Genomic DNA, 16,081 nt, shown 5'->3' on the forward strand with positions numbered 1-16,081 from the left:
GTTCCTCGAAATATAGATGCAACAATGGATTGTTAGGTTGATTTCAACGACGAGACTCTCGAAGCAAAGGCGGCAACCGTGGCATCCTCTCCCACTGGCACCTCCAGCTCCACCTCCGCTGGCACAGCGACGGCGATGGTGCAGCTGACTGATGTGCAGAAGCACTTCGGTTCGCACCACGTGCTGAAGGATGTGAGCCTCACCATCGCCGCCCGCGAGGTCGTCGTGGTGGTTGGCCCTTCGGGTTCGGGTAAGTCGACTCTCTGCCGCTGCATCAACCGGCTCGAGACGATCACCTCGGGCACCATCGCGGTCGACGGGGTCGATCTGCCTGCGGAGGGCCGGGCGCTCGCGAAGCTCCGGGCTGAGGTGGGAATGGTCTTCCAGTCGTTCAACCTGTTCGCGCACCGCACGATCCTCGACAATGTCACCCTCGCTCCGATCACCGTGCTGGGGCGCTCGCGGAAGGATGCCCGCGCAGAGGGCCTCGCTCTTCTCGAACGCGTGGGCATCGCCGACAAGGCCGACCACTTTCCGGCCCAGCTCTCCGGCGGCCAGCAGCAGCGCGCCGCCATCGCCCGTGCGCTCGCGATGAAGCCGAAGGTGATGCTGTTCGATGAACCGACCAGTGCGCTCGACCCCGAAATGGTGAGCGAGGTGCTCGACGTGATGACCTCCCTCGCCGGCGACGGGATGACCATGGTCGTCGTCACGCACGAGATGGGGTTCGCCCGCCGGGCCGCCGACCGGGTCATCTTCATGGACGACGGCCGCATCGTCGAAGAGGACACCCCAGCCAACTTCTTCGACCACGCATCGAGCCCGCGGGCCCAGGCGTTCCTGTCGAAGATCCTGCCGCACTGACAGCCAGAGTTCCCACCCCCACCAGCACCATCCCGCACCGGAAGAACAGAAAGGTACCACCGTGCCCAGCACACGAAAGATCCTCCAGAGGGGCATCCCCCTGCTCGCCATCACTGTCACCGCAGCCCTCGCGTTCAGCGGCTGCTCGTCGGACAGCTCGGCCGTGCCGGGCGCCGATCCGAGCGCGTCGGCCGCGGCCGATTCACTCTCGTCGGTGTACGCCAACGCCGCGGTCGCCGATGCCGCAGCACTCCTGCCCGACTCCACGATGGCGAAGATCAAGGCCCGCGGCAAGCTGGTCGTGGCCGAGGCGCTCGACGCCCCGCTGCTCTCCCAGCAGAACCCGTCGAGCCCCGACGACGTCGAGGGTTTCGACGCGGATCTCGCGAAGCTCCTCGCGATCTACATCCTCGGCGAGCCGAACGTGGAGATCATCCCGCCCGCCTCCGAGACCCGCGAGGCGCTGCTGCAGAACGGCACAGTCGACGTGGTGTTCAATACCTACACGATCACCACCCAGCGCGACGAGCAGGTCGACTTCGCGGGCCCCTACCTCCAGTCGGGACTGGCGGTCGCGGTCAAGAGCGACAACACTGACATCCAGGGCATCGACGATCTCGGTGGCAAGAAGGTCATCGTCGGCGCGAACACGCCCGCCGTGACCGCTGTGCCCGAGAAGCAGCCGACCGCGGAGATCGTCAGCTTCGGAACCGACCCCGAGGCTGTGCAGGCACTCACCCAGGGCCGCGGTGACGCCTACGTGCAGGACTTCACGCTGCTCGCGAGCGACGCTGCCTCGAACCCGGCGATCAAGGTCGTCGGCCAGCCCTTCACCACCGAGTCCTACGGCATCGGCCTGAAGGACGGCGACGCCGCGTTCAAGTCGTTCATCAACGACTGGCTGACGAAGATCGAGGCGAACGGCGACTGGGCGAAGGTCTGGGATGCCACGCTCGGCTCGGCCGTCGAGTCCTCGACTCCCACCCCGCCGGTCATCGGGTCGGTTCCCGGCTCCTGAGCCGCGTAGCCGGCCTGACCGGCGTCTGACTCCCGCCTGAGCTCCACCAGCAGAGGAACACGATGAACATCTTCGTCGACAGCGCCGGGCCGTTGCTCGAAGCGCTCGGCACCACCGTGATGATGGCGGTGATCGCCGGTGTCGCCGCGATCGCACTCGGAACCGTCGTGACGGCAGCGCGCATCAGCCCGATCCCGGTGCTCCGCGGACTCGCCTTCGCGTACGTGCAGTTCTTCGTCAACGTTCCTCTGCTGGTGCTGCTCATCCTGGCCGTGTTCGCGCTGCCGGATGCCGGACTGCTGTTGCCGCTCACTCCGACGGCGATCATCGTGCTGGCGCTCTACGAGGCCGCGTATGTGGCCGAGGCGATCCGGAGCGGGGTCAACACGGTGGGCACCGGCCAGATCGAGGCCAGTCGCGCGCTCGGCTTCACGCTGGTGCAGTCGCTCCGGCTGGTCGTGGTGCCTCAGGCGCTCCGGGCAGCGGTGCAGCCCATCGGCAACGTGATGATCGCGTTGACCATGAACACCGCGCTGGCCGCGGCCGTCGGCGTGGTCGAGCTGACCTCCGAGGCGAACAAGCTGAACCTCGTCGAGGCGCAGCCCATCCTGATCTTCACCGTGGCCGGCCTGATCTACATGGCGCTCGCCCTGGCCATCGGCCTCGGCGCGGGGCGAATCGAGAAGAGAGTGGCGATCAAGCGATGAGTACCTCCACGCACGAAGCTCCCGTCTCGCTCTACGACGAGCCCGGGCCCCGCGCCAGGCGGGCGATCCGGCTCTGGTCGGTCGTCGCCGTGGTGGTGGTCGCCCTGGTCATCGTGCTGGCGGGCCTGCAGTTCGGCTCGCACGGCCAGCTCGACGCCGACCGCTGGACGCCGTTCCTCAGCGCCGGCATCTGGCAGTACCTGCTCATCGGGCTCTGGGGCACGATCCAGGCCGCGGCCCTCGTCGCCGTGCTCGGCGGTGCGTTCGGGCTCGTGCTGGCGCTCGGCCGGCTGAGCCGCAATCCGGTCATCCACGGGGTGTCGACCGCCTACATCGAGATCGCCCGCACGATCCCGGTGCTGCTGCTCATCTACCTGATGCTGTTCGGCCTGCCGCAGCTCGGGCTCAACTTCCCGTTGCTCTGGAAGCTCGTCATCCCGCTCACGATCGCCAATGCGGCGGCCTTCGCCGAGATCATCCGTGCAGGCATCCTGGGACTCCCCGCCGGACAGTCGGAGGCGGCCCTCAGCCTCGGGCTCTCCCGCGGCCAGACCATGCGACTGGTCGTGCTGCCGCAGGCGCTGAGGTTCGTGACCCCGTCGCTCGTGACGCAGCTCGTGAGCCTCGTGAAGGACACCTCGCTCGGTTACATCGTGGCATTCACCGAGCTGCTCTACCGCGGGCAGGTGCTCGCCGCCTACAACCACTTCCTCATTCCGACGTTCATCGTCGTGACCCTCATCTACCTCGTCTTCAACGGTGCGCTCTCGACGCTGGCCTCACGGCTCCGTCGCCGGCCCGGCAAGCGCAGCCTCGCCGAACCGACGAGTGGTGCCGCGCCGATCGTCGGAGTGCCCGTCACCGATGGGCCCACCAGATCCGCCCGCAGCCGATCCGCCCGCAATGCCAAGGAGTAGCGCCATCTCGCACCGATCCGACCGGCCTTTCGCTGTCGCCTCGCCTGATTTTCTCTCGCCCGCTGTCGTCTCGCCCGCTGTTCTCTCGCCCTCTGTCGTGGTGGAGATCTGCATCGACGATCTCGACGGCGCGCTCGTGGCAGAACAGGCCGGCGCCCAGCGCGTCGAACTCTGCGCCGACCTGCTCGAGGGCGGAACGACGCCGAGCCTCGGCCTGCTGCGTGCGGTGATGCAGTCGACATCCCTCCTCGGCGTGCAGGTGATGGTGCGCCCGCGGGGCGGTGACTTCGTGTACTCCGAGGGCGAGCTCGACGTGATGTGCCGCGATCTCGCCGAGATCCGGGCGGTGGCCGCGGATGCCGCAGACGACGCCGGTCGGATCGGCGTCGTGCTCGGCGCTCTCACCTCCGAGGGCGGAGTGGATGTCGCGGCTCTCCGCCGACTCATCGATGCTGCGGGCGAGCTCCCCGTAACCTTCCACAAGGCGTTCGACGAGACGCCCGACCTTCTTCAGAGCTACGAACTCCTCGCCGGGCTCGGAGTGGTCGCCATCCTGAGTTCGGGCGGTGAGACGACCGCCGAACAGGGTGCTGAAGTGCTCGCCCGGCTGGTGGCGCGCTCGGTTGCCGCACCCGGACCCCGGATGCTCGTGGGCGGCGGTGTGCGCCCCGCGAATGTCGGGGCGCTGCTCACCCGCACCGGTGCCTCCGAGGTGCACCTGAGGGCCCAGACCCCGTCGCCGCGCGGTGACGGCACCCTTCGCACCGACCCCGAGCTGGTCGCCCGGATGCTCGCTGCTGTTGCTTCTGGCGCTGCTGCTGCTGGCCCCGTTGCTGATGGCCCCATTGCTGATGGCCCTGTTGCTGCTGGCCCCGCCGGTTCCGGCGGCGAGCACGCCGCGCCCCGCGACGCCGTGCTCGCCCTCGACATCGGCGGCACCAACCTGAAGGGCGCCGTGGTCGACGAACGCGGGCGCATCGTGCTCGCTCAGACCGTCGACGCGGGCACCGACGGCTCCGGCGGCAACGGTGCCGAGTCCCTCGAACGTGTCCGCGGGCTCCTGGTGCAGCTGCAGCACCGCGCCACCGCTGCCGGCTGGAACGTCATCGGTGCCGGCGTCGTCACCCCCGGCATCATCGAGCCGGCCACCGGGGTGGTGCGCTACGCCTCCACCCTCGGCTGGACCGACGTGCCGCTCGGCGCCCTGCTCACCGGCGACCTCGGCGTGCCGGTGGCCATCGGGCACGACGTTCGCGCGGCCGGCCTCGCCGAAGCTCTCTTCGGGGCCGCGGCCGGTGTCTCGAACTCCGTGCTGGTGGCCATCGGAACGGGCGTGGCCGCAGCCATCCTCAGCTCCGACACCGAGGTCGCCGGCCATCTCACCTCCGCCGGAGAGCTCGGCCACATCCCCGCACTGCCGCAGGGCGAGAGCTGCACCTGCGGCCAGCGCGGTTGCCTCGAGGTCTACATGTCGGGTGCGGGCCTGGCCCGGCGTTACCTCGCTCAAGGCGGCGCCGAGTCGCTCACGGCAGCCGACATCGTCGAGAGGCTCGAGACCGATCCGCTGGCCGCCCGTGTCTGGAGCGACGGCGTCGAGGCACTCACTCTGGGGCTCACGACGACGACGATGCTGCTCGATCCGGCCGTCATCGTTCTCACCGGCGGTGTCTCCCGCGCCGGCGACGCCCTCCTCGACCCGGTGCGCGAGCAGCTCGCAGCCTCGCTCACCTGGCGGAGCGCCCCGCCCGTCGAGACCTCCGTGCTCGGCACCTCCGGCAGCCGGATCGGCGCCTCCGTACTGGCATTCCGTGCCGCCGGTCGCTCGCACGCCCCCGACCGGTGGATGCTCGACGAGCTGCTCGCCCAACCCGCCGCCCCCCGGGCATCCGCTCTGCCCGCCGAACCCGCACTGGAGATCTGACCCATGGCAGAGATCATCGTCGTTCCGACTCCCGCCGAAGCCGGACGCCTCGCCGGCGCGGCCATCGCCGACCTGATCGCCCGCCGCCGTGATGCCGTGCTCGGCGTCGCGACAGGGTCGACGCCGCTACCGGTCTACGACGACCTCCGGACGCGCCTCACCGGGACCGACCTGTCGTCGGTGCGGGCGTTCGCGCTCGACGAGTACGTGGGCATCGACCGGCTCCACCCGGAGAGCTACCACAGCATCATCCACCACCAGGTGACGGTGCCGCTGGGGCTCGATCCGGAGCTCGTGCAGGTTCCGAACGGCCAGTCCGACGACCTCGAGCAGGCCGCTGTCGACTACGACGCCGCCATCCGCGCGGCCGGCGGGGTCGACCTGCAACTGCTCGGTATCGGCTCGGACGGGCACATCGGCTTCAACGAGCCCGGCTCCTCGTTCGCCTCGCGCACCCGGGTGAAGACCCTCACTCCGCAGACCCGCCAGGACAACGCCCGCTTCTTCGCCTCGATCGACGACGTGCCGCTGCATGCCCTCACGCAGGGGCTCGGCACGATCCTCGAGGCGCGGCACCTCGTGCTGCTCGCCTTCGGGGAGGCCAAGGCGGCGGCGGTGGCGCTCGCGCTCGAAGGGCCGCTCAGCGCGAGGGTGCCGGCCACGGCCATCCATCTGCACCCGCACTGTACGGTGATTCTGGATGAAGCGGCCGCCTCACACCTCGCCGACCGCGCGTTTTACGACTATGTGTACGCGAACAAGCCCGATTGGCAGGGAATCTGAGCGATGGAGCAGCCACGGATGCCCGTCATCGCCATCGCGGGCCTCGCCATCGAGTCCAGCGCCTTCTCGCCCGCGCGCACCGACGCGGCCGCCTTCCACTCCAGGCGGGGCGCCGAGGTGTTCGACGACTACCCGTTCCTGGCGCCGGGGGAGCCTCTCCGTGAGGCGGCGGAGTGGCTGCCGGCGCTCACCGGCCGGGCGCTGCCGGGCGGAATCCTCTCCGCGGCCACCTTCGCCGAACTCACCGACGAGATCATCGACCGGCTGCGGGCCATGCCGACGCTCGACGGGCTCTACTTCGACATCCACGGGGCGATGAGCGTCGACGGTCTCGACGACCCCGAGGCCGTGCTGCTGGAGCGCATCCGTGCGGTCATCGGCAGCGAGGCCGCCGTCTCGACCTCGATGGATCTGCACGGCAACGTCTCCGCCCGGCTGGTCGAGCTCACCGATCTCATCACCACCGACCGCACGGCACCCCACGTGGACACCGCCCAGACGAAGGAGCGCGCCGTGCGGAACCTCGTCGAGCTGCTCGGCCGCGGCGGGCCCAGGCCGATCAAGGCGTGGATCCCCGTTCCCGTGCTGCTGCCCGGTGAGAAGACCTCCACCCGGCTGGAACCGGCGAAGGGACTCTACGAGCAGGTGGCACGGGCCGAGGCGCTGCCGGGCATCCTCGATGCCGCCCTCTGGGTGGGCTACGCCTGGGCCGACGAACCCCGCAACCGGGCGGCGGTGGTCGTCACCGGTTCCGACCGGGAGGCCGTCGCCCTCGCCGCCGAGCAGCTCGCCTGCCTCTTCTGGAATGCCCGAGCCGAATTCGCTTTCGTCGCTCCCACCGACACCTATGCAGGTGCTCTGGATGCTGCGCTGTCCAGCCCTGACCGGCCCTTCTTCATCAGCGACTCCGGCGACAACCCCACCGCCGGGGGAGCCGGGGATGTCACCTGGGGCCTTCGCGAGCTGCTGGCACGGACCGAGTTCCAGGCGGCCGACGGGCTGACGGTGATCTACGCGTCGGTTCCCTCGGCCTCCGGGGTGGCTGCCGCGATCGCAGCCGGGGTGGGCGGTACCGTCACGGTCACAGTGGGGGCCGAGGTCGATGCCCGCCACGCAGGGCCGGTCACCTTCGGCGGGGTGGTGCACAGCATCCATCACGGTGACAGTGACGCTCGGGTGGAGGTGGTCATCCGCACCGGGAGTGTGTTCGTCATCGTCACCGAGCGGCGAAAGCCGTACCACCACGAGCGGGACTTCACCGATCTCGGGCTCGCCCCGCGCGCGGCGGACATCGTGATCGTGAAGATCGGCTACCTCGAACCGGAACTGTTCGACATGGCGAAGGGCTGGATCCTGGCGCTCACGCCGGGCGGTGTCGACCAGGACATCCTGCGGCTCGGCCACCGCCGCCTCGAACGCCCGCTGTACCCTTTCGACCCGGACATGTCCGCCCCCGACCTCGGCGCCCGCCTCTCCGCTCCCTGACCCGCCCCGCCGGCTCCCCACCCCCACCCCCGCCTCGCGGCGCACCGATCCACCGAATTCTGTCGGTATGAGCCCGGGATACCGACAGTTTTCAGTGTTTCGGTTACCGCCGCTGCGGAGGCGGATGCGGCGGCGGAGGAGGAGGGCGGTGGCGGAGGGCGGTGTGGGGGGAGAGGGGGTCAGAAGGTGCGGCTGGCCGCGAGGTTGGCGGCGATGAGGGATGCGGCGTGCTGCAGTGGGGGCAGGAGCGTGTCGATCATCTGCGGCACGGTGAACGTGCCGGCCGAAACCGAGACGTTGACGGCGGCGACAGCAGTGCGGGCAGTCCCGGCGACGCCTCCCGTGCGGGCTCCGCCTCCGGTGCCCGCGAGCACCGGCACGGCGATCGAGCGGAGTCCGAGCTCGAGCTCCTGGTCGACGAGGGCATACCCCTCAGACCGCACCCGCGCCAGTTCGTCCTCGATGTCGGCCCGGGTGTGCAGGGTGAGCGGAGTGCGGGTGTCGAACGGTGCGCCGTCGAGGTTGGCGGCCAGAGCATCCGGAGCCAGCGAAGCGAGCAGCACCCGGCCCATCGAGGTCGTGCGGGCGGGGAACCGGGTGCCCACGCTGATCGAGACGCTCATGATGCGCCGTACCGCGACGCGGGCGACGTAGACGATCTCGGTGCCGTCGAGCACCGAGGCCGAGCTCGATTCGCCGGTGGTGCGAGAGAGTTCTTCGAGGAAGGGCTGGGCGATGCCGGGCAGGCCGAGCGCCGACAGGTAGCTGAAACCGAGTTCGAGAACGCGGGGTGTGAGCGAGAAGAGGCGGCCGTCGGTCTGCATGTAGCCGACCTCCACCAGGGTCAGCAGGAACCGCCGTGCCGTGGCTCGGGTCAGCGAGGTGAGCGACGCGATCTCGCTCAGAGTGAGTTGCGGATGCTCGGCGTCGAAGGCCCGGATGACGCTGAGCCCACGCACCAGCGACTGCACGTACTGGTCGCTGGGCGCGGGCTGCTCGGGCTGCTCGGGGTGCGCGGGCAGTGCCGGCTGCTCGCGGGGGTGCTCAGTCACGGTTCGTCTCAGCGCTCGAGCACCACGGCGAGGCCCTGGCCGACCCCGATGCAGATCGCGGCCACCCCGACCCCGCCGCCGCGCCGCTCGAGCGAGCGCGCCAGGTGCAGCAGGATGCGGGCGCCCGATGCTCCGAGCGGATGCCCGATGGCGATCGCACCCCCGTCGACGTTCACGATCTCGGGGTCGAGCTCCGGCCAGAGCGCCAGGCACGCCAGCGACTGCGCGGCGAACGCTTCGTTGAGCTCGACAACATCCACGTCTGCCCAGGTCTTCCCCGCGCGGGCGAGGGCCTTGTTGGCCGCCTCGACGGGGGCGATGCCGAAGATGTTCGGATCGTTGCCCGCAACCGCCCGCGACACGATGCGCGCCAGGGGTTCGCGCTCGAGCGCACCCTCCGCGCCGATGAACATCGCGGCCGCACCGTCGTTGAGGGGTGAGGAGTTGCCGGCTGTCACGGTGCCGATGCCGATGGGCCGGAACGCCGGTTTCAGCCCCGCGAGCGACTCCAGCGACGAGTCCGCCCGCACGCTCTCGTCGCGCGTGAGCGTGGTGCCCGGAACTCCCACCACTTCGTCGTCGTACACCCCGGCATCCCAGGCCGCCGCGGCGCGCTGGTGGCTCCGCACGGCGAACGCATCCTGCTGCTCGCGCGAGATGTTGTAACGGTCGGCGAGGATCTCGGCGGTCTCACCGAGGGGCACGGTCCAGGCTGCGGGCATGGCCGGGTTGACCATCCGCCAGCCCAGCGTCGTCGAATGGAGCGTCTCGGAGCCCGCGGGGTAGGCGCGCTCGGGCTTCAGCAGCACCCAGGGCGCCCGGCTCATCGACTCGACTCCGCCGGCGAGGATCAGGTCGGCGTCGCCGGTCTCCACCGCACGCGAGGCCTGGATGGCGGATTCGAGGCCCGAGCCGCACAACCGGTTCACCGTCACGCCGGGAACCGAGGTGGGCAGGCCCGCGAGCAGCGACGCCATGCGGGCCACGTCGCGGTTGTCCTCACCGGCGGCGTTCGCGTCGCCCAGGATGACATCGTCGATCCGCGCGGGGTCGAGGTCGGGCTGCCGGGCGACGAGGGTCTTCACGACGTGGGCGGCGAGATCATCCGGTCGCACACCGGCCAGCGACTTGCCGAAACGGCCGATGGGCGTGCGGATGCCGTCGTAGATGAAGCTCGCGGTCATGAAAGGGTCCTCTCGGTTCTGCTGGTGCCGTCATGCAGTGTGAGGCCGGTCAGCGTGCGGAGCTCATCGACGGTCGTCGCACCGACGAGTTCGAGAACCGTCGCGCCGTCGGCGTCGAGCTGGAAGATCGCGCGATCGGTGTACAGCCGGTTGACGCACCGGATGCCCGTGAGCGGGTAGCTGCAGGCCTCGACGAGTTTCGACGAGCCGCCCTTCGAAGCGAGCTCCATCATGACGTAGACGCTCTTCGCACCGATGGCCAGATCCATCGCCCCGCCGACCGCGGGAATGGAGTCGGGCGCGCCGGTGCTCCAGTTGGCGAGATCGCCGAACTGCGAGACCTGGAAGGCGCCGAGCACACACACATCGAGGTGGCCGCCGCGCATCATCCCGAAGGAGTCGCCGTGGTGGAAGTACGAGGCTCCCGGCAGCTCCGTCACCGGAATCTTGCCGGCGTTGATGAGGTCGGGGTCGATGTGGCCGGGGTGGGCCTCGGGGCCCATGCCGAGCATCCCGTTCTCCGTGTGCAGGATGATCTCCCGATCCTTCGGCAGATAGTTCGACACCAGCGTCGGGAGCCCGATGCCGAGGTTCATGTAGGCGCCGTCGGGGATGTCCGCCGCCAGGCGTTCGGCGATCTCGGCGCGGGTCCAGGAGTTGTGCGGTTCCGCTTTGTCACCTGACATCGGCCCATTCCTCTCTCTCGAAGCGGTCGCCGGTCTCGACGACCGAATCCACGAAGATGCCGGGAGTCACGACGGCCTCGGGATCGAGGTCGCCGAGCGGCACGATGCGGTCGACCTGCGCCACCGTGACCGTCGCCGCGCTGGCCATGATGGGCCCGAAGTTGCGGGACGTCCTGCGGTATGTGAGATTGCCGAGGCGATCCCCCCGGTAGGCGCTGATCAGGGCGTAGTCGGCCGTGATCGGATGCTCGAGCACGTAGTCGCGGCCCGCGATGGTGCGCGTCTCCTTGCCCTCGGCCAGTGCCGTGCCGAAGCCGGTGGGGGTGAAGAAGGCCCCGATGCCGGCGCCGGCCGCACGGATGCGTTCGGCGAGGTTGCCCTGGGGGACCAGCTCGAGTTCGATCCGACCCGCGCGGTAGAGCGCGTCGAAGATCTGCGAGTCGGTCTGCCGCGGGAACGAGCAGATGATCTTCTTCACCCGCCCAGCACCGAGCAGCGCGGCGAGGCCGGTCTCGCCGTTGCCGGCGTTGTTGCTGACGATGGTGAGCCCGGTGGAGCCCTGTTCGAGCAGGGCGTCGATGAGCTGCACGGGCTGGCCGGCGAGACCGAACCCGCCGATCATGATGGTCGCCCCGTCGGGGATGTCGGCCAGCGCCTCAGCGGCGCTGCTGCGGGTCTTGGAGATCATCGCACTCCTTCGGCGGATCCGGGCGTTCTGTTCGACTGTCGAACTTGCGTTCGCATATCGATACTAGCCTGGATGTCGCTACGGCGCGAGAGCGCCCCACAGCCGGAGTTCTCTCCTCAGTCGACGGCCAGCGCCCTGATGGGTGACACACGCACGGCGGAACGCGCCGGTACAGCCGACGAGACGGCCGCGAGCACGATCGCTCCGGCGACGATGCTGACGATGATCCAGGCCGGGATCGTCGGCCAGAAGAACCCGCCGATGTGGTGGTCGCTCGCGATCGCCGCGAGCACACCGGCCCAGCCGTAGAAGATCCCGAGGATGAGACCGGTCGCCCCGCCCACCACGGTGAGGTGGATGCTCTCCGCCAGGATCATCGCGCGCACCTGCTTCTTCGTGAAACCGAGAGCGCGGAGCAGACCGATCTCGCGCCGGCGCTGGATGACGCTCAGCGACAGCGAGTTGACGAGCCCGATCGCGGCGATCACCAGCGAGAAACCGATCAGCACAGCCAGGATGCCCATGGTGAGCCGGAGGAACGCCTGGTCGCCCGCGGCGTCGGCCGGCTCGGCGCTTGAAGCGACAGGCCCGGACAGGGCGAGGAACGACTGCCCAGCGACCGTGAACATCGTCACCAGGGTGACCCCGATCACGAGTCCGATCGTCGAGCGCGCCGACCTCGCCGGGTAGCGGAGCGCATTGGCGCTCGCGAGCACGCTCGGAGTCGAGCGGCCCGTGAGGCGCCCTGCCGCCTTCAGCAGACGCGGGATGAAGTAGCCCGAGCCGAGCACGAAGCCGACGAAGCTCAGGGCGCCGCCGGGGGCAGCGAGCAGCAGGCCGAGCGGTGACTTCAGGCCGAGGGCCACCCCGCCGACCAGCATCACGATGCCGCCGGCGAACAGCACGATCACGAACGTCCGGAGTCGCTTCGGCATCTCCGCGATCGCCTGTGCGACCGGTTCCTGGCTCACGCCGGTCGCCTCGATCGGAGACACGTTCAGGATGCGACGGGATCCGTACCACGCAGCGCCGGTCGTACTCAGCAGCCCGACGACCACCGGTGCCACCAGAAGCGGAGAGAGGGTGTCGATGGGGGCATCCACGAATGTGCCCGACGAGACGAGCGCGCCGTAGGCGACCTGCGTCACCAGCAGCCCGAGCGCGAGCCCGACCAGCGAACCGACCAGGCCGACGACGGCGCCCTCGATCGCGATCGCGCCGCGGAGGGTCGTCGCAGAGGCCCCGAGCAGTCGCAACAGGGCGATGTGCTTCGCCCGCCCCGCCATGATGATGCCGAACGTGTTCGCGGTGACGATCGAGGCCACGAAAACCGCGATGAAGAAGAAGAGCAGGTCGAGCACGTCGAGCAGCGCCACGACGTAGCCGTGCTTGATGAACTGGCCGCCGATCGACTGCACGCGGAGCACCTGGTCCATCTCGATCATCAACGTGGCGAACACGGAGGTGATCATTGCCACGAGGAGACTGGAGAGGTGTTGGCGCCCGCCGTGCCGGAGCTCGCGGGCGGCGAGAGCGATCACGCGTCCACCTCGAGGCTCAGGATGATGTCGGAGAGCTCCTGCGGCGAACTCGCTCCGACGTCGTGCGCGACCCGGCCGTCGGCGATGAAGACCACCCGGTCGGCATGCGACGCGGCGACCGGATCGTGGGTCACGAGCACCACGGTCTGGGCGTACTCCCGGGTCAGGTCGCGCAGCAGTCCGAGCACCTCGCGGCTCGACCGGGAGTCGAGATTGCCCGTCGGCTCGTCGGCGAAGATCAGCTGCGGGCGCATGGCGAGGGCGCGGGCGATGGCCACACGCTGCTGCTGGCCACCGGAGAGTTCGTGCGGCCGACGGGTTTCGAGCATCCCGATTCCGAGGCGAGCGAGCAGCTCGCGGATCCATGCCAGGTCGCCGGCACTGGGTCGCCGCCCGTCGAGTTCGAAGGGCAGGGTGACGTTGCCGAGCACCGAGAGCGTGGGAACAAGGTTGAACGCCTGGAACACGAAGCCGAGGCTCCGGCGACGCAGCAGCGTGAGGGCGTTGTCGTCGAGGTGGGTGATGTCGGTGTCGCCGATGGTGACGGTGCCGCTGGTCGCGGAGTCGAGGCCGGCGAAGACGTGCATCAGGGTCGACTTGCCCGAGCCGCTCGGGCCCATGATGGCGGTCAGGGTGCCGCCGTGGATCTCCAGGTCGATGGAGTCGAGCGCGGTCGTGGCGCTGTCGCCGGTGCCGTAGATCTTGCTGACACCGGTGCCGCGGGCGGCGACCGTCGGGGCTGGTTCACTCATCGGGAGACTCCTGTTCGTGGGTACTCTCCACGGTAGGAATCCACGGCCGGCGGCGAATCAGCACAGGTGCCGATCTTCGGATACATCGGTGTGATGACGCGCGCGCGGTCGGGCGGGCGGCTCGGGCGGGGCTCAGGCGGGGCTCAGACCGGGCTCAGGCCCTGCCCAGGCCGTGCTCAGGCCGGGGCGATCAGGCCGTTCTCGTAGGCGAAGATCACGAGTTGCACGCGGTCGCGCAGGCCGAGCTTGGTCAGGATGCGACTCACGTGCGTCTTGACGGTGGCATCGCTGAGGTGCAGCGCCTCCGCGATCTCGGCGTTGCTGAGGCCGGCCGCGACGTGATCGAAGAGGTCGAGCTCCCGGGGCGTGAGCGCTTCGAGGGAGCTCCGGCGGTTGGCTTCGCGGGGCGCCGCGAAACGGCGGATCAACCCGGCGGTCGCGCTCGGGGCGATCACCGCGCTCCCGGCGTTGACGGTGCGGATCGCCGCGAGCAGGAACTCGGGATCCGACGACTTCAGCAGAAAACCGCTGGCGCCGGCGTTGATCGCCTGGAACGTCCTGTCATCGAGGTCGAATGTCGTGAGCACGATGAATCGCGGCGTGCCGGCGGGTGGATCGGAGGCCATCACACGGGTGATGGCCTCGATGCCCCCGAGGCGTGGCATCTCGAGGTCCATCAGCACGACGTCGACCGGATGGCTCGCGATGAGGTCGACCGCTTCGAGGCCGTCGGTCGCCTCCCACTCGACGCTGAGGTCGGGCTGGGAGGCCACGATCATGGCGATGCCCGCCCGGAACAGTGGCTGGTCGTCGGTCAGGCCGACGCGGATCGTGTCGCTGCTCCTTTCGCTGGTCTTGGAGCCGGTCGTGTTGCTCATCATTCACCCTCCGGGGTGCTGTAGGGCAGGCGGGCGTCGACCCGGAAGCCCGGGGTCCCGTCGGCGCGCGGACCGGTCTCGACGGTGCCGTCGAGCAGGCGCATCCGTTCCCGCATCCCGATCAGGCCCTGGCCGAAGAGTGCCGCCCCGCCCCGCCGGTGGGGGAGCGCGCCCGGGGCGCCTGCATCCCGGTCGCCTGCGTGGCGCGGCTCGGTCGTCGTCACGCCGAAGCGCACCTCGTCGGAGCCCCAGTCGAGCCTGACGGCCGCCGAGCTGCCCCGCCCACCGTGCTTGATCGCGTTGGTGAGCGACTCCTGCAGCACGCGGAACATCGCGAGGTCGTGGGCGGCGGTCAACGGCATCCGGATGCCGGTCTCGGAGACGACAACGTCGAGGCCCGCCTCACGCACCGTGCTCACCAGCAGGTCGAGGTCGCCCGTGCTGACGCGCGTGCTGATGCCCGTGCCGATGCCCGTGCCGATGCCGGTGCTGATGCCTGTGCCGACGCCTGCGCGGATGCCTGCGCGGACGCCCGTGGTCGTCGGGTCGCCCGGTTCGCGCAGCACACTGAGCAGTTCGTGCACGTCGTCGAGCGCTGACCGCGCCGTGCGGTTGATGGTCGCCAGGGCCGTCGTCTCGGCCTCGGGGTTCGTGGCCTTCGCGTAGCGCGCCCCGTCGGACTGCGCGATCACGACGGCCAGGGCGTGACCGATCAGATCGTGCATCTCGCGGCTGAGCAGAGCCCGTTCGCGCTCCTCGGTCAGGCGGGCCTCGGCCAGGATGCGCTCACGGTCATGTTCCGTGCGCTGGATGCTCGCTGCGCGACGGTTCCGCACGAGCAGGCCGAGGGCCCAGAACAGAGCCAGGGCCGCGGCGGTGATTCCGCTCGCGAGAACGAAGTAGACGCCCCGTCCGAAGGAGTCTGTGGGCAGCAGGGCCCCGTCACCGTTCGACGGTGCGAACAGGATCAGGCGAGCGCCTGCGATCCCGCCCCCGACCAGGCTCGAGGCGAGCCCGGCCCAGCGCACGGCCCGGCTCTCGGCCAGCCCCGTGGCGAAGACTGCCGCGAGAATCAGGATGTCGCCGGCCAGGAGCCCGTCGACCGTCGCGACCTGCACCAGAGCACCGAGCCAGGCGATGGCGAGGCCGAGACCGGGGAGGCGCCGCCAGAACGCGAGCGAGAGCGCCAGCACGATGTCGATGAGCATCCCGGCTACGCCGTCGCGCACGAAATCGGCAGTGCCGAACAGCACGAAGGCTGCGACGGCTATCGCGGCGTCTGTCAGCCGGGGGCGCGTCTCGAACCAGGTCCACACACGCGCAACTCTAACGCCGTCATGGCTCTCGGGTGGTCTCCTACCGCCACGGGTGGTGCGCCGGCTGTCGTTGTCTTCTCGTCCACAGGCAGGCGTTTCGCTGTGTTGTCCACCACTTTCGATATTCGGTTTCGGATCATCGGCGGGCATGGTTGGCTTGTCGCATGACCCGAGAAACACTCACCATCGACAGGCCGGAGACGGCGGCACCCGCCGGCTCTGCCGCGCCGCTGGCCACGTCAGCAGGCCTGCCGACCCGGCGTGGCCGGTTCGCGGCCGCGGTCACCGC

General features: G+C 69.6%; 15 protein-coding genes. 7 read left to right on the plus strand and 8 right to left on the minus strand.

The annotated features are described in order from the left end of the window. Nucleotides 1–135 precede the first annotated feature (135 nt). The 7 genes from B7R21_RS08410 (at nucleotide 136) to B7R21_RS08440 (ending at nucleotide 7,695) form a co-directional block, all read left to right on the plus strand. A complete protein-coding gene (locus B7R21_RS08410; protein ID WP_116282790.1) occupies nucleotides 136–864 on the plus strand; it encodes an amino acid ABC transporter ATP-binding protein in 729 nt (242 codons plus the stop codon). A gap of 61 nt (nucleotides 865–925) precedes the next feature. After that, nucleotides 926–1,882, plus strand: a complete 957-nt coding sequence (locus B7R21_RS08415; RefSeq protein ID WP_116282791.1) for a glutamate ABC transporter substrate-binding protein — start codon at nucleotides 926–928, stop codon at nucleotides 1,880–1,882. A 62-nt stretch (nucleotides 1,883–1,944) separates the two neighbouring features. Continuing rightward, a complete protein-coding gene (locus B7R21_RS08420; protein ID WP_116282792.1) occupies nucleotides 1,945–2,589 on the plus strand; it encodes an amino acid ABC transporter permease in 645 nt (214 codons plus the stop codon). Then, nucleotides 2,586–3,506: an amino acid ABC transporter permease gene (locus tag B7R21_RS08425; RefSeq protein ID WP_116282793.1), complete on the plus strand. Its 921-nt coding sequence runs from the start codon at nucleotides 2,586–2,588 to the stop codon at nucleotides 3,504–3,506. The genes B7R21_RS08420 and B7R21_RS08425 overlap by 4 nt, the downstream gene beginning before the upstream one ends. Next, nucleotides 3,493–5,427 (plus strand): copper homeostasis protein CutC, encoded by a 1,935-nt coding sequence (locus B7R21_RS20440; protein WP_216364178.1) that lies wholly within the window; start codon nucleotides 3,493–3,495, stop codon nucleotides 5,425–5,427. Before B7R21_RS08425 ends, B7R21_RS20440 begins: the two co-directional genes overlap by 14 nt. A 3-nt stretch (nucleotides 5,428–5,430) precedes the next feature. After that, a complete protein-coding gene (locus B7R21_RS08435) occupies nucleotides 5,431–6,210 on the plus strand; it encodes a glucosamine-6-phosphate deaminase (protein ID WP_116282795.1) in 780 nt (259 codons plus the stop codon). A 3-nt stretch (nucleotides 6,211–6,213) separates the two neighbouring features. Continuing rightward, a complete protein-coding gene (locus B7R21_RS08440; RefSeq protein WP_116282796.1) occupies nucleotides 6,214–7,695 on the plus strand; it encodes a M81 family metallopeptidase in 1,482 nt (493 codons plus the stop codon). Between the two features lie 179 nt (nucleotides 7,696–7,874). Here the strand turns inward: B7R21_RS08440 and B7R21_RS08445 are convergent, their stop codons facing one another. The 8 genes from B7R21_RS08445 to B7R21_RS08480 form a co-directional block, all read right to left on the minus strand. Beyond that, entirely contained in the window at nucleotides 7,875–8,747 is an 873-nt protein-coding gene (locus tag B7R21_RS08445; RefSeq protein ID WP_437184180.1) for an IclR family transcriptional regulator domain-containing protein, read from the minus strand. An 8-nt stretch (nucleotides 8,748–8,755) separates the two neighbouring features. Continuing rightward, nucleotides 8,756–9,931 (minus strand): thiolase family protein, encoded by a 1,176-nt coding sequence (locus B7R21_RS08450; RefSeq protein ID WP_116282797.1) that lies wholly within the window; start codon nucleotides 9,929–9,931, stop codon nucleotides 8,756–8,758. After that, nucleotides 9,928–10,617, minus strand: a complete 690-nt coding sequence (locus B7R21_RS08455) for a 3-oxoacid CoA-transferase subunit B (protein WP_116282798.1) — start codon at nucleotides 10,615–10,617, stop codon at nucleotides 9,928–9,930. The genes B7R21_RS08450 and B7R21_RS08455 overlap by 4 nt, the downstream gene beginning before the upstream one ends. After that, nucleotides 10,607–11,305 carry a 3-oxoacid CoA-transferase subunit A gene (locus B7R21_RS08460; RefSeq protein WP_116282799.1) on the minus strand — a complete coding sequence of 233 codons (699 nt, stop codon included), beginning with the start codon at nucleotides 11,303–11,305 and terminating at the stop codon, nucleotides 10,607–10,609. The genes B7R21_RS08455 and B7R21_RS08460 overlap by 11 nt, the downstream gene beginning before the upstream one ends. A gap of 116 nt (nucleotides 11,306–11,421) precedes the next feature. Then, nucleotides 11,422–12,846 (minus strand): ABC transporter permease, encoded by a 1,425-nt coding sequence (locus B7R21_RS08465; protein WP_116282800.1) that lies wholly within the window; start codon nucleotides 12,844–12,846, stop codon nucleotides 11,422–11,424. Beyond that, the gene (locus B7R21_RS08470) at nucleotides 12,843–13,598 is read right to left on the minus strand and encodes an ABC transporter ATP-binding protein (RefSeq protein ID WP_116282801.1); all 756 of its coding nucleotides are present in this window, start codon (nucleotides 13,596–13,598) and stop codon (nucleotides 12,843–12,845) included. The genes B7R21_RS08465 and B7R21_RS08470 overlap by 4 nt, the downstream gene beginning before the upstream one ends. Nucleotides 13,599–13,774: 176 nt before the next feature. After that, a complete protein-coding gene (locus B7R21_RS08475) occupies nucleotides 13,775–14,476 on the minus strand; it encodes a response regulator (protein ID WP_116282802.1) in 702 nt (233 codons plus the stop codon). Next, nucleotides 14,476–15,792, minus strand: a complete 1,317-nt coding sequence (locus B7R21_RS08480) for a sensor histidine kinase (protein WP_116282803.1) — start codon at nucleotides 15,790–15,792, stop codon at nucleotides 14,476–14,478. Before B7R21_RS08480 ends, B7R21_RS08475 begins: the two co-directional genes overlap by 1 nt. Between the last annotated feature and the right edge of the window lie 289 nt (nucleotides 15,793–16,081).

Origin of the sequence: Subtercola boreus (genome assembly GCF_003399625.1) — a bacterium.
In the GTDB taxonomy this organism is placed as follows: Bacteria; Actinomycetota; Actinomycetes; order Actinomycetales; family Microbacteriaceae; genus Subtercola; species Subtercola boreus_C.